11 protein-coding genes are annotated in these 13,572 nt (G+C 63.5%); all 11 read left to right on the plus strand.

All coding sequences use genetic code 11. The annotated features are described in order from the left end of the window. Positions 1–101 precede the first annotated feature (101 nt). The 11 genes from E3T41_RS08795 to E3T41_RS08845 all read left to right on the plus strand — a co-directional run bounded on the left by E3T41_RS08795 (position 102) and on the right by E3T41_RS08845 (position 13,510). Positions 102–929, plus strand: coding sequence for an ABC transporter permease subunit (locus E3T41_RS08795; protein ID WP_134478159.1), 828 nt, complete (start codon positions 102–104; stop codon positions 927–929). Then, positions 917–1,792: an ABC transporter permease gene (locus tag E3T41_RS08800; protein WP_134478161.1), complete on the plus strand. Its 876-nt coding sequence runs from the start codon at positions 917–919 to the stop codon at positions 1,790–1,792. Before E3T41_RS08795 ends, E3T41_RS08800 begins: the two co-directional genes overlap by 13 nt. Beyond that, the gene (locus E3T41_RS08805; protein WP_092448353.1) at positions 1,789–2,856 is read left to right on the plus strand and encodes an ABC transporter ATP-binding protein; all 1,068 of its coding nucleotides are present in this window, start codon (positions 1,789–1,791) and stop codon (positions 2,854–2,856) included. Before E3T41_RS08800 ends, E3T41_RS08805 begins: the two co-directional genes overlap by 4 nt. After that, the gene (locus E3T41_RS08810) at positions 2,857–4,836 is read left to right on the plus strand and encodes an HAD family hydrolase (RefSeq protein ID WP_134478163.1); all 1,980 of its coding nucleotides are present in this window, start codon (positions 2,857–2,859) and stop codon (positions 4,834–4,836) included. 105 nt (positions 4,837–4,941) lie between these two features. Then, positions 4,942–6,849 (plus strand): ABC transporter ATP-binding protein, encoded by a 1,908-nt coding sequence (locus tag E3T41_RS08815; RefSeq protein WP_370257371.1) that lies wholly within the window; start codon positions 4,942–4,944, stop codon positions 6,847–6,849. A gap of 262 nt (positions 6,850–7,111) precedes the next feature. Continuing rightward, positions 7,112–8,269 carry an extracellular solute-binding protein gene (locus E3T41_RS08820; protein WP_092448351.1) on the plus strand — a complete coding sequence of 386 codons (1,158 nt, stop codon included), beginning with the start codon at positions 7,112–7,114 and terminating at the stop codon, positions 8,267–8,269. Further along, on the plus strand, positions 8,266–9,207 hold the full coding sequence (locus tag E3T41_RS08825) for an ABC transporter permease (RefSeq protein WP_092341797.1): 942 nt from the start codon (positions 8,266–8,268) through the stop codon (positions 9,205–9,207). The genes E3T41_RS08820 and E3T41_RS08825 overlap by 4 nt, the downstream gene beginning before the upstream one ends. Beyond that, a complete protein-coding gene (locus E3T41_RS08830) occupies positions 9,207–10,052 on the plus strand; it encodes an ABC transporter permease (RefSeq protein WP_241978819.1) in 846 nt (281 codons plus the stop codon). Before E3T41_RS08825 ends, E3T41_RS08830 begins: the two co-directional genes overlap by 1 nt. Before the next feature lie 37 nt (positions 10,053–10,089). After that, on the plus strand, positions 10,090–11,166 hold the full coding sequence (locus tag E3T41_RS08835) for an ABC transporter ATP-binding protein (protein WP_134478165.1): 1,077 nt from the start codon (positions 10,090–10,092) through the stop codon (positions 11,164–11,166). Next, positions 11,163–12,713: an inositol monophosphatase family protein gene (locus E3T41_RS08840; RefSeq protein ID WP_134478167.1), complete on the plus strand. Its 1,551-nt coding sequence runs from the start codon at positions 11,163–11,165 to the stop codon at positions 12,711–12,713. Before E3T41_RS08835 ends, E3T41_RS08840 begins: the two co-directional genes overlap by 4 nt. Beyond that, entirely contained in the window at positions 12,713–13,510 is a 798-nt protein-coding gene (locus E3T41_RS08845; RefSeq protein WP_134478169.1) for a DUF6454 family protein, read from the plus strand. Before E3T41_RS08840 ends, E3T41_RS08845 begins: the two co-directional genes overlap by 1 nt. Positions 13,511–13,572: the final 62 nt, after the last annotated feature.

Here is a 13,572-nt window from a genome sequence, read left to right on the forward strand (position 1 = left end):
CTAGGAGCGACGCTCCCTCCGGCACTGATTCGGTCGATCGGGCAACGGATCTCGTTCATTCGTCGCCCGCTCGGCCCGAGCGCCGAGGCGACTCCTCGTTCATGGGACTGATCCCTTTCCTAGTCTTCATCGCATTTTTTCTGGGCGTGCCGGTCTGCGGCATCGTGCTGTCGGCGTTTCGAGTCGCCGACGTCAACGACCCGGGAATCTACGTGCCCAGCCTGGCCAACTTTGTGGCCAGTTTCCGGGGGGCGTCCTGGGAGGCAATGCAGAACAGCCTGCAGATTAGCCTGATAGCCGCACTGACCGGCGGCATTATCGGTCTGGCCCTCGCGCAGGCCATTCTCACTACGCGCTCCAAGAAACTCACCGCCGTGGTCACCGTACTCACGAGCGTGCTGGCCAATTCCGGAGGCGTTCCGCTCGCGTTCTCCTTCATCGCGGCGGTCGGGAACGCCGGCATCATGACGGGGCTCCTGTCACTGACGGACCTGGGTTTCACCCTCTACAGCAGCGGCGGACTCATTCTGATGTATCAGTATTTTCTGATACCGACCATGGTCATGGTTGTTTTGCCCACCCTGGCCGGCCTGCGCTTGGAGTGGAAGGAGGCGGCAGCCTCCGTCGGGGCAACCAGCTGGCACTTCTGGAAGAAGGTCGGCTTGCCGATCGCCACTCCGGCGGTTCTGGCCGGATTTGTCCTGCTCTTTGGCGCGTCGTTCGCGACCCACGCCTCGGCCGCGGCCCTGATCGGAGGCGGTGGAGTACCCCTCATTACCCTCCGCATCGACAGTGGACTGGCCGGTGGCAACTTGGCCGGACAGGAGAATGTGGCGATGGCACTGGGTGTCAACATGATCATCGTGGCCCTGCTGGTCTTACTCGTCTACATGCCGCTGCAGAAACGGAGTCTGAGATGGTTCCAATGAAGCAGCCGACGCGTGCGGCGCGCGGCATCCGTATCGTGGCGCCGGGGCTCAGCTGGGCCTTGATCATCTTGGTGGCGCTCTACATTGCGGTGCCGATGCTCTGCGCTTTAGCCTTCAGCATCTACGTGCCCACCATCGGATTCACCTTTGAGCCGTATCTGGAATCGGTGCGTGACCCCGGATTTTTCGGTGCGCTTTCGCTGACGCTGCTCATAACCGTTCTGACCGTTTTCGGGCTACTGGCCATTATGGTTCCGACCATGGTGTATCTCCACCTCAAGGCGCCCCGGTGGCGCCCCATTATTGAGATCGTCTGCACGATCCCCCTCGTCGTACCGTCAATCGCTCTAGCGGCCGGATTAGTCACCGTGCTGCGCAGCATGGCCAGTTTCGGTCGCGGTTCCGTGCCGGCTCAGATCAGCCAGCTGCTGCAAAACCCCGACCTGCCTATCGTTCTGATCGGCAGCTACATCGTCTTAACCCTGCCATTCGTATTTCGATCGCTCGATGCTGGTCTGCGCACCATTGATCTGCGTACCCTCGTCGAGAGCGCACATTCACTCGGGGCGAGCGGCGCCACAGTGCTCTGGCGGGTCATCCTGCCCAACATTAAAGGGCCGGTAATCTTCTGTGTCTTCTTCTGTATCGCACTGTGCCTGGGTGAATTCACGATGGCGGTGACGCTTGGCTATCGAACTCTGCCAGTTTGGCTCACCCAAATTGCCGGATCCAATTTTCGCGCGTCCATTTCCATGTCCCTCCTCATTAACGCACTCACCTGGGCACTGTTGATCGCCATGACCGTACTCGCCGGACGGGCAGCTCCCGCGCGCGCCCTGGCCTTGAAAGGACACCAATCGTGACGCTTACAGCAACAATCGCTCACCCCCGAAGTGCAACGGGGGCGCGTATCGAGTACACCTCGGTGAGCAAGAAATTTGGTGATACTACCGTGCTCACTGGCCTTGACCTCACTGTCGAACCCGGGGAATTTGTTGCACTGCTCGGCCCTTCTGGCTGCGGAAAAACAACAGCGCTGCGAATTCTTGCCGGGTTCGAGACCGCGTCGAGCGGTACTCTCACGGTGGACGGGCGCGATGTATTGCAGGTTGCGGCCCACCGTCGCGGCATTGGCATGGTGTTTCAGTCGTACAGTCTGTTTCCCAACCTCAGTGTGGCCGACAACGTATCGTTCGGACTCGTCGTGCGACGCGAAGGCAAGGCCAAGCGGGTAGCGAAACTGACCTCTTTGCTTGAGCTGGTCGGGCTGCCCGGTTTCGCAGATCGGTTTCCGGCTCAACTTTCCGGCGGACAACAACAGCGCGTCGCGCTCGCACGAGCGCTCGCCGTTGAGCCTCGGGTGCTGCTCTTGGATGAACCCCTGTCGGCTCTGGATGCCAGGGTGCGCGCCTCACTTCGGGAGGAGATTCGCAACCTGCAACTCCGGCTCGGGATCACAATGCTCTTTGTCACCCATGACCAGGATGAAGCGCTAGCGATGGCCGATCGGGTGGCGGTCATGCGGGGCGGTGGAATCGAACAGATTGACCAGCCGGGGGTTCTCTACGACCAACCGAGCACTGATTTCGTTGCTCGCTTCGTTGGTACGACGAACCAGCTCGCCGTCGCCCGCGGCGCGGCCGTCCCCGAGCTCTGGACGCCCCACCGTGATGGCGATCGTGATTTGCTTTATGTGCGGCCCGAATTGCTCATGCTGGAGGCGTCCGAGCGCGGATCTGCCCACATCATTTCCCACGTTTACCGCGGTGCGACGACTCGCATCACGGCCAAGATCGAGGGTGACATTAGTCACGGAAGTTCCGAGATCAAGGTCGACGTTCCCTCGGCTAGCGCAGCCAAATTAGCGATCGGCCTGAGAGTTCGGGTTCGACTTACGGGGCGCCCGGCGCTTCGGATGGAGGCATAAATGCAAGCCCAATTTCTTAACACCAGCATTGACGTGAGCGCGAGCTTGCTGCCGGGCGCAGCATCTGCGATTATTTTTGACTGCGACGGACTACTCGCGGACACCGAGGACCTCTGGTTGCGTGCCGTGGCTGCGTGCGCGAACGAGCGCGGCACAACCCTGACCGACCTGGCCGGTTTTCGTGGTGGCGCAATAGACGACGTGGCCGTGCAGCTCGTGACGATCCTCGCCGCTGCCGGGCTTCCGACCCCCTCGGTAAACAAATTGGAGGTGTCGCTGTCCGAAGAATTTCAATCCCTCATCGCCCAGGAGGCGACCGCGATGCCGGGAGCTGTGGCCCTGGTGAGTGAACTCGCGTCACGATTCCCCGTCGCGGTCGCGTCAAACAGTCCGCGTGCGCTGCTCGACCAGATTCTGGAACGTATCGGTGTGCGGGACTTGATCACGTGTTCCGTCGCCCGGGATGAGGTGTCGGCGGGCAAACCCGCTCCCGAGCTGTACGTGGCTGCCCTCCGCAAACTGCACGAACTCGATCCATTGGTAACCGCCGAGACAGCCGTCGCCTTTGAAGACTCGGCGGTGGGGGCGTTGGCTGCTATGAGTGCCGGCCTGCTCGTTGTCGGCGTCAACGCTGACCCGAAAGTGGTCCTCAACTGCCACGTGCGGCACACCACTCTGCTCGAAGAAGAACTCGTCGATTGGACCCGTATCTTGGAACGGGAGAAGCCCGCGCAGGTCGGGCCGTACACTTTCGTCGGGGGCTCCTTCGACGCGGCGACGTCGACTTTGACCGTGCAGTGCCAATATCCGGCCGAACAAACGGCGCGGGTGCAGGTTTATGCCCAGAGTGACTGTCTGTGGAACGAGCTGCCGGCAGGTCTACCCGTGGCATCGGCATCCGTGCCCAACAATAGGGAATCACTTTCAATAGATCTGGCCCACCTGCCCGACGGGACCTATCGTTTTCTGCTGGTGACGGATGGTTTAGTACCGGAATGGAATGGGCGGACCGGTGAATTCACCGTGCGGACAACCGTGCCAGTGGCGCAGTCCGCAGCTCCTCAGACAGCGGCGCCCGCTACGTTCACTCCGGAATCGCCGGAGCGGGGTGTGACCGCCATGACCTGGAATCTCTGGTTTGGCGGATGCCACTCCAACGACGGCCACGCCAAGCAGGTCGCGTACCTTCGGGAATCTTCCCACTCGATCGTGGCCCTGCAGGAGTCATTCGGGGATCATGGCCGTCGGTTGGCGGCGGCGATGGGGTGGAATATTGCGCAACAGGGTCATGACACCGCGGTGATAAGTCCGTATCCACTGTCGCTTCATCAGACCGAGACCGATCCCTTCGCAACCTGTGCCACCGTTTTCACACCGACCGGCGCCGTCACGGTGTGGTCAGCGCACCTGTGGCACTCGGACTACGGCCCCTATACGGCCGATGATGCGCGCATTCCTGCGCGCTATACCCTCGCCAGCCGGGGCGAACGCCGACGCACAGGCGAGCTCGCGAAAATCTTGTCTGAACAGGGCCGGCTCGAGCGCGAGGGCGTTGTGTCTGCACAGGATTCCATTCTCATCATGGGTGATTTCAACGTGCCCTCGCATCTGGACTGGAAGCCGGGACACCGCGCCAATACTGTCGAGTGGCCCACTTCACGCATGCTCGAGGTCGCGGGGTACGCCGATGCATTTCGAGTCGTTCATCCGAATGTTGGTGTCGCGCCCGGGCACACCTGGTCGCCGATCATCCCATCCGATGAGGAACCTCGGGACCGGATTGACTTCATCTTTAGCCGGGGCGCGCGCGCCTTAGCGGCCTATACCGTAGCCGGTGAGGCAGAGAGCGAGGCACCCCCAAAGCGCCGCATCGGTGAAAACCGCCAAGTTGGCCTGGGTGAGAGCGTTCTAGGCCACCACCTTGAGAATGCGTGGCCGACCGATCACGCAGCTGTCGTGGCCCGGTTGCACTGGAATTGACGGAGGTTCCTGGGCCGAGTCGGGACATCCGCCTCGCGGCGTGGTGTGCGCTGCTTTGCTGCCGACCGAAAAAAAGTAGTCCACAGCTGCGTTTAGAGTAAGTGCATGAGTGGAATGCACGGGGCCCCTGGCCACGGCCCGCGGCAGCAGGCGGGCGTGGAGCGCCCCCGCAAGCGAGTCAGTGGAGCGGATACCGCGGCGCAGCGCGCCGAGAACGCGCTCGCCCCGCGCATCCCGCACCTGCTCGCCCGCATCACCGATCTGTTTGCGCCGCACCGCAACACACTCATCGTCACGGTCGTACTCGTTCTGATCAGCGCAGCCCTCTCGGTCGTGCCGCCGCTCCTCACCCAGCGGGCCTTCGACGACGGCCTCTTTCCGCCCGGCGACACCCCGAACCTCTCGGTGCTTGGCGTTCTCGTGGCGCTCATGCTCGTTGTTTTTCTGGTCAACGCGCTGCTCGGCGTCTGGCAAACCTGGCTCACCGCGAGCGTCGGCAACAAGGTGATGGGCGCCCTGCGGGTGCGCCTGTTCACGCACCTGCAGGCTATGGAACTGAGCTTCTTCACCAAGACCAAGACCGGCGTGATTCAGTCGCGGCTGCAAAACGATGTCGGCGGTGTCGCGACGGTGCTGACCAACACGATTTCCAGCATCCTGGGCAACACGGTCACGGTTATCGCGGCGTTCGTGGCGATGCTGCTGCTCAACTGGCAGTTGACCATCGTGGCGGTCGTGCTGATGCCGGTTCTGGTGTTCGCCCAGCGCCGGGTCGGGCAGGTGCGGGCGCGCATCGCCGGAAAGACCCAGGAATCGCTCTCGGACATGACCGCGATCACCCAGGAGACACTGAGCGTGTCGGGAATTCTGCTCTCCAAGAGCTTCACCCGGCAGCAGAACGAGATCGATCGGTATGCGCAGGAGAACCGCAACCAGGTGCGGCTGCAGGTGAGCCAGCAGATGAGCGGCCAGTGGTTCTTCGCCACCGTGAGCGTGTTCCTGTCGGCGATTCCCGCGATCGTCTACCTCGTGGCCGGTGCGCTCGTGTTCAACGGAACCACCGAGATCACCCCCGGTACGATCGTGGCCTTCACGACCGTGCAGTCCCGGCTGATCTTTCCGCTGCTCGGACTCATGCGGGTCGCCCTCGACCTGCAAACCTCGTCAGCACTGTTTGCGCGCATCTTTGAATACCTCGACCTGAAGCCGGCGATCAGCGACAAGCCCGACGCGGTGCTCGTGCCGACGGCCGGCACCGATCGGGGCCGGGTCGAGTTCGACCGGGTACGGTTCGCCTACCCGGATGCCGGCGGCGACGCCCGCCCGACCCTCGACGACGTGTCCCTGACAATCGAGCCGGGCCAGTTCGCGGCCTTTGTCGGGCCGTCCGGCGCCGGCAAAACCACGGTTTCCTACCTTATTCCGCGCTTTTACGAGGTCTCGGCCGGCCGGGTGATGTTCTCCGGGGTCGACGTGCGGGACCTGCAGCAGGAGTCACTCGTATCGCACATCGGCATCGTCAGCCAGGAAACCTACCTGTTTCACGCGACTATCGCCGAGAACCTGCGTTACGCGAAACCCGAGGCAACGGATGCCGAGCTGGTCACCGCAGCGCGCGCCGCCAACATCCACGACACGATCGACTCCTTTCCGGCGAAGTACGACACCATGGTGGGGGAGCGCGGCTACCGGCTGTCCGGCGGCGAGAAACAGCGCATCGCTATTGCCCGGGTGCTGCTGAAGGACCCGCCGGTACTCATTCTTGACGAGGCCACGAGCGCGCTCGACTCCATCTCGGAGAGCGTCGTGCAGGCCGCACTCGACACGGCCAGTCACGGCCGCACGACCATCGCGATCGCCCACCGCCTGTCGACGATCGTCGACGCCGACGTGATCTTCGTCGTCGACGCCGGCCGCATCGTCGAGCGTGGCACCCATGCCGAACTGCTGGCCCGAGGCGCCGTCTACGCGTCTCTCTACGCCCGCCAAATCACGTCGAGCCCCACCTCCTAAACTTCCCGGGCCCAGGCCGGGGAAGGGGGCCCATGATAGATCATGGGCCCGGTTCCCGAGGGTGGGCCCGGTTCCCGAGGGTGGGCCCGGTTCCCGAGGGTGGGCCCGGTTCGCGCGACACCACACACCCCTGTTCACTTTCGCGTCGACGGGGCAACGTTTCCTGTTTACCTTCGGGCAATGTGCTGGTCACCCGCATTTTGGAAGATCGGTGTGCTCCACATTGGGGCTTACCCATCGCCCAAATAGCAGACGGACAGTAATGAAAAAAACTCGACTCCTTGCCGCCACAGCCGTAGCATCAGTCGCGATCCTGGCCTTAGCCGGATGCGTGCAGAGCAGCGCCGCAACATCGCTGGACACCGATGGGTCGGCCGATCAGGCCCTCACGGTACTCATCAGTGGCGGTGAAAACATCCAGGCGCTGTGGGAAGACCACCTCATTCCCGCCTTCGAAGAGGAGAACCCCGGTTACACCGTCGCGGTCAACCTCGATCTGCACGGCGAGCACGATGCCCAGACGATGGCCAAGCTGACGAGTGCCACGGAGCAGGAAAAGGACCCGGGCTTCGACCTCGTTGACGGCGGATTCGTGCCCATGGCCGCCGAGGCCGGACTGCTGACGCCGATGACCGCGGACGAAATTCCTGCCTTCAATGACATTCCGGGTGACGTCGTCGAGGCCGGTGGTGCCGGCGGGATCGCCTACCGCGGCTCCGTCGTTCTGCTGGCATACGACACCGCCACCATCCCGACACCGCCGAAGACCCTCGACGAGCTGCTGGCATGGATTGAGGCGAACCCGGGCGAATTCACCTACAACTCCCCGAAGTCCGGCGGATCCGGCTCGGCCTTCGTCGCGACGGTCCTCGACAAGTACGTTTCTGAGGATGCCCGCGCAAAAATGACCGTCGGCTACGAGAAGGAACTGGAAAGCGAGTGGACCGAAGGGTTCGAAACACTCCGCAGCCTGAACCCGTACATCTACCAGAATGGTTTCTACCCCAACGGCAACCAGCAGACGCTGGACCTGCTGGCGAGCGGTGAAATCTCGATGGCGCCGGTCTGGTCCGACATGTTCATCTCCGGCAAGAAGAACGGCGCGATTGGCGAGTCCGTGAACTACACGCAGATCGCCGACCCGTCCTTCACCGGAAGCGCAGCCTACCTCGGCGTTCCGGCTGCCAGCCCCCGCCAGGAGGGTGCGCTCAAGCTCGCCAACTTCGTCCTGACCCCCGACGCTCAGGAAATGATCGTGAACGAGATCGCCGGCTTCCCGGCAATCAGCCTCGACCTGCTTTCGGCCGACATCCAGAACGAGTTCGAGGATGCCGATACCGGCAACCTGCGCAAGGGCTACTTCTCTCAGATGGGCAGTGACTTGAGCAACCTGTGGGATCAGGAAGTTCCGGGACAGTGACTCTCGCCCCGACCCGGGGCTCAAAGCGACGCGCCATAGCCACCCCGGCTGTGGCGCGTCGCCCGTTGGGCTTCTTCCTTGCCCTTCCCCCGATCATTTTGATTCTGCTGTTCGTGGGATTCCCGATCGTCCTGGCATTTGCGTTCAGCATCGGCCTGACCGGTGGCCTGAACCACGTGATCGCCTCGATCGGCCTGAACGTGCACGAAGCCGAGAATTGGTGGGGAACACCGGCGGCCTATATCGAGGTGCTCTCGAACTCCCGCATCCTGCGCGACCTCTCGGTCACCGTCGGCGTGACAGCGCTCAGCACGGTCATCGTCATTTTTCTGGCTCTGGGCATCGGGCTGTTCCTCAAGCTCCGTGACGGACGGATGGCCCGGCTGCTGTCCGGTCTGGCGATCATCCCGCTGTTCATCCCGGTGGTCATCGCCTCCTGGGCAATCGTCACGTTCTACTCCGGTGACGGCTTCGTGCGCAGCGTCTTTGCGCAGTTCGGTGTCGAGGCACCGGTGTGGGCCTTCACCATGGTCGCCGTGGTGATCGGATCTGTGTGGACCTCGCTGCCGTTCGCGGTACTCATGATCACCTCCGGCCTGCAGGCCATTCCCAACGCCATGATCGAAGCGGCGCGGGACGCCGGTGCCGGGTTTCTGCGCATTGTCGTATCCATTCTCATTCCCATGGCCTTCGTACCGATCCTGATTGCGGTCACGTTCACCGCGATCGGCGTGGTCGGCTCCTTCACGGTGCCGTACTTCACCGGGCCCAATGCGCCCAACATGCTCGGCGTGAGCATGTCCAACTATTTCTCGGCCTTCAACCAGCCGCAGCAATCCGTCGTGATGGCCTTCATTGTCTTTGTGATCGCATCCGGTATCGCTGCAGCGTATGTCTGGGCCAACTTTCGATCAGCAAAGGATCAGGGAAAAGTCTGATGACGATGATCACCAAGCGCGCGCGCCAGGACGCAGCGCGGCTCAACTTCAGCGGTCCGCTCAGCGGGCTCTTTTTCGTCCTCATGGTCGTTTTCATTCTCGGCCCGCTGGCCTGGCTGGGCATTCGAGCATTTGCCGAATCCTGGACCTTCCCCAACCTCGGCCCGGACGGCTGGACCCTGCGCTGGTGGAGCGTGGTACTCGGCGACGAAACGCTCGGCCGTGCGGTGCAGAATTCGCTCGCGCTCGCCGCGTTGACCGTGCTGGTGTCGGCCTGCATCTGTCTGCCGGCCGCGTATGCTTTCGCGCGCTACGAATTCTGGGGTCGGCGAACCTTTCTGATCGGGCTGTTCGCCCTCAACGCCTTCCCGAAAATGGGTCTGTACGTCACCATCGCCTCGCTGTTTTACGCGTTCAACCTAATGAGCACCGTGCTGGGCGTGTTGATAGTGCACGTTTTGGGAACCGTAGTGTTCATGACCTGGATTCCTGCGGCGGCCTTCGCCGCGGTACCACGCAGTCTCGAGGAAGCGGCGCGCGATGCCGGGGCCTCGAAGCTGCGAGTGTTTCTCAGCGTGACCTTTCCCCTGGCCCTGCCCGGAATTTTGGTGGCCGCGGTGATGTCGTTCCTGGCGTCGTTCGACGAGGCGCAGGGTACCTATCTCATTGGCGCACCCGACATTATGACCATGCCAACGCAGATGTACACCCTCGTGCTCAACTACCCGAATCAGGTGGCGGCTGTGTTCTCCATTCTGCTAGCCATCCCCTCGGTCGCCCTGCTGCTGGCGGCGCACAAACACATCGTCGGCGGCACGCTCGCCGAGGGATTCCAAATCAAATAGCTCCGCTCCGGCAATCGCAAGAAGTGTAGAGAAGACCATGACTTTGATCGAAGAAATACATTCCACGACACACACACACCGTGAAACGGATGCCGGCGGCTCGCGCGGTCTGCGCGTGCGCGGCCTCCACAAGGTGCTCGGCGGTCGCACCATCATCGACAATCTCGACCTGACCGTGCAGGACGGGGAGCTGGTCTCCCTGCTTGGCCCCTCCGGCTGTGGAAAAACCACGACCCTGCGCATGATCGCCGGATTCCTCGCGCCCGACGCCGGCTCGATCCAGGTGCACGACCGCGAGGTGTCCGCCTTCGGTGCCGAGAAACGGCCCAGTGCCATGGTGTTTCAGAACTATGCGCTGTGGCCGCACATGACGGTCGTGAAGAACGTTGGCTTCCCCCTCAAACTGCGTCGACTCGGCAAAAAGGAGATCGAGCAGCGAGTGGATGCTGCCCTCGCGCTGGTCAACCTGCTGCACCACAAAAACTCACGGCCGGCCCGAATCTCCGGGGGTGAGCAGCAGCGCGTTGCCCTGGCGCGCGCCCTGGTGCAGGAGCCGGAGCTGCTGTTGCTGGACGAACCGCTCAGCAACCTGGACGCGAAGCTGCGGGTGAAAGTGCGTGAGGACATCCGTGAAATTCAGCAGCGCCTGGGCATCACGACGCTGATCGTGACGCACGACCAGGAGGAGGCGATGTCGATGTCCGATCGAATCGCCGTGATGAACGCCGGAAAGATTGAGCAGTTCAGCCGGCCGGCCGAGCTGTATTCCCGGCCGGAAACCGAATTCGTCGCCACCTTTATCGGCAGCCTGAACCGGATCGAAGGTTCGCTGGTCAACGGCGCCGTCGTGCCCGGTGACGACGTCATCGGCATTCGCCCGGAAGACGTGGTGTTCACCCTGCACGCATCATTCGATGCACGCCCGGCCGTCGTCGAGCGCGTCGTGCCCCACGGGCATTTTCACGAAATCTACCTGAAGCGCGATGACGCCACTCTTCGCGCCTTCGCCTCCGGGCTGCCACCGGCGCCCGGCGATCGCGGTCACGCCGCCATCCAGAAGGCGCTTACCTTTCGGCAGGGCCGGCTCATCACGGCCGCCGGGGTGGCGGCATGAGCGCGCCCAGCGCGGCCGCCCAGCGGGTCGCCGCTGTCACCGCTCACCGCGGGGATTCCCAGAATTTTCGGGAGAATACCCTCGCAGCGATTCGATCGGCGATTGCGGCGGGGGCGGACTACGTCGAGGTCGATGTTCGGGTCACCCGTGACGGCCAGGTGGTGTTGCTGCACGATGCGAGCCTCCTTCGGTTGTGGGGCTTCGACGCCGCCATCTCGGACCTGACCTACGCGCAGGTCGCTCTGTTGGGCGGCGACGATCTTCGTGTCCCGTTGTTGCGAGACGCGCTGAAGCTGTTCGAAGATTCCCCCGCCCTGCTGCTTATCGACATGGACGAGGAAGCGCCGGCCGCGCAGGCTTTTGACGTAGTGCGAGAAAGCGGCCTGGACGTCGCGTGGTGTGGAAGTTTGGCCGGGATGCGGCGCATCCGTTCTCTGGATGCTGCGGCTAGCATCTGGCTGCCGTGGGACCGGCGCGAGGCGCCACCGCTCGAGTTGATCGATGAGCTCCGGCCGGATTTTGTGAACGCGGAGTATGTCGTGCTCAGCCGAAAGCTCGTGGACGACATTCATGCCCTGGGCTTGCGGGTCGCCTGCTGGACGGTCGATAGCGCCGCGATCATGCGGTGGGTGCTCGCGCTGGGCGTGGATTCCGTGACCTCCAATCGGTTGGCTCTGCTCGCCGAGACCGTGCGCGAGGCCGTCGGGCCTGAGCCGGCGGCTTTCTCTGCGGTTTCGGCGTTCTCGGCGGACGAGCTGCGCGAGGCCAGTGCGATTGCCCGGGAACTCGCGATCTGGGCGCAGGACTATAGCCGATCCGCCGACAAGGGAACAATTTCGACCAAGGCGAACCCCGGCGACCTCGTGACCGAGGTGGACGTTGCCGTCGAGGCACATGTTCGCGCGCGGATTGCTGCCAAATTTCCCGGCCACAACTTCGTCGGCGAAGAGATGGGCGGCGAGGCGCAGGCCGGCGTGCCGTGCTGGTACCTCGACCCGGTCGACGGCACGACAAACTACGCCAACCTGATCCCGTGGACGTCGTTTTCACTCGCCCTGGCGGTGGATCACGTTCCCTACGTCGCCGTCGTGTCCGAACCCTGGCGCGGCGACCTGTTCGAAGCGGTGGCCGGGCAGGGCGCCCGGCTCAATGGCGCTGCCCTGGCGCTGCCCCGAGCCGGCGAGGGACCGCTGTCGCTGGCCGGACGGGTCGTACACACGGAACTCGCCGGGCACCTGCCGTGGCCGGGCATGATCGAACTCCTGACCGCGCTGGGCGAGCGGTTCAGCATCATGAGGGTGATGGGCTCAGCCACGCTGACCGTCGTGGGAATCGCCGCCGGACGGGGAGCCGCCTCGGTGATCGGCCAGTTCAGCGCCGTCGACCATCTGGCCGGCACCCTGATCGTGCAGGAGGCCGGTGGCGTCGTGCTTGACGAAGACGGGATTCCGAACGCGTTTCCTCGGCGCGGCGGCATCGTGGTGGCCGCCCCCGAGGCCGCGACGGAAGTGTATGGCCTGTGGCGCGCCGCCGTGCGCGCGAGCTGATGCCCGCACTCGACGCACTCGACGGTCTCGACCGGCAGACGCCCTGGCACCTGGTCGACCGGTTACCGCTCGACTTTGCCACCTTCCACCCGCAGGGGCTGGCCTTCGCCGCGGGACTCACCTTTCTGTCTTCGGTGGAGATTCAGGCCGAAACCCGTGGAGTGGGTCACGTGTTCATCATCGACGAGCGCGGAGCGCTGCAGCGGGATGTGATCGTGGGCGACGGCGAGATGTACCACCCGGGCGGCATCGACTTCGACGGCAGTTCGGTATGGGTGTCGGTGGCGCAGTACCGCCCGGGCGGCCAGAGCATGATTATGACGATCGACCCGGCGTCCGGCGAGGTTCGGGAGCGCTTTCGGGTCGCCGACCACGTGAGCTGGGTCGTCTGCGACCGGGTGAATGGCCTCGTGCACGGCGCCAGCTGGGGCTCACGGTTCTTCTACACCTGGACTGTTGCTGGGGCGTTGGTCGCGTATTGGCCGAATCCGAGCGGGTTCATCGACTACCAGGACTGCCGCTTTCTCGGTGAGGGTCTCATCGCCGCGAGCGGAATCGCGGTGCTGAGCGGGGCATCCGGAGCTTTTGAGCTGGGCGGGTTGGCACTCATCGATACCGCACAGCGCACGATCGCTCGGGAATTTCCGATCGGCCTGTACTCGACGGCCGGGCACACGGTCACTCGAAACCCGTTCTCGATCTCGCTCGACTCGGGCTGCGTGACGATGCGGGTGGCCCCCGACGACGACGACGAAGGCAACGGCACCGAAATTCTGACCTATTGCGCCATCCCCTGACGCCATCGTGCACGGGGCCCGGACCCGGAACGTGGGCCCAGTTCATAGGCTGGGCCCCGGTT

Source organism: Cryobacterium sp. Hh38 (assembly GCF_004403235.1).
GTDB classification, from domain to species: domain Bacteria; phylum Actinomycetota; class Actinomycetes; order Actinomycetales; family Microbacteriaceae; genus Cryobacterium; species Cryobacterium levicorallinum.

Bases quoted from the DNA above. Each gene is read 5' to 3' on its own strand.
- E3T41_RS08840 (WP_134478167.1), top strand. From the start codon at position 11,163: ATGAGCGCGCCCAGCGCGGCCGCCCAGCGGGTCGCCGCTGTCACCGCT.
- E3T41_RS08795 (WP_134478159.1), top strand. From the start codon at position 102: ATGGGACTGATCCCTTTCCTAGTCTTCATCGCATTTTTTCTGGGCGTG.
- E3T41_RS08800 (WP_134478161.1), top strand. From the start codon at position 917: ATGGTTCCAATGAAGCAGCCGACGCGTGCGGCGCGCGGCATCCGTATC.
- E3T41_RS08820 (WP_092448351.1), top strand. From the start codon at position 7,112: ATGAAAAAAACTCGACTCCTTGCCGCCACAGCCGTAGCATCAGTCGCG.
- E3T41_RS08835 (WP_134478165.1), top strand. From the start codon at position 10,090: ATGACTTTGATCGAAGAAATACATTCCACGACACACACACACCGTGAA.
- E3T41_RS08845 (WP_134478169.1), top strand. From the start codon at position 12,713: ATGCCCGCACTCGACGCACTCGACGGTCTCGACCGGCAGACGCCCTGG.
- E3T41_RS08830 (WP_241978819.1), top strand. From the start codon at position 9,207: ATGACGATGATCACCAAGCGCGCGCGCCAGGACGCAGCGCGGCTCAAC.
- E3T41_RS08810 (WP_134478163.1), top strand. From the start codon at position 2,857: ATGCAAGCCCAATTTCTTAACACCAGCATTGACGTGAGCGCGAGCTTG.
- E3T41_RS08815 (WP_370257371.1), top strand. From the start codon at position 4,942: ATGAGTGGAATGCACGGGGCCCCTGGCCACGGCCCGCGGCAGCAGGCG.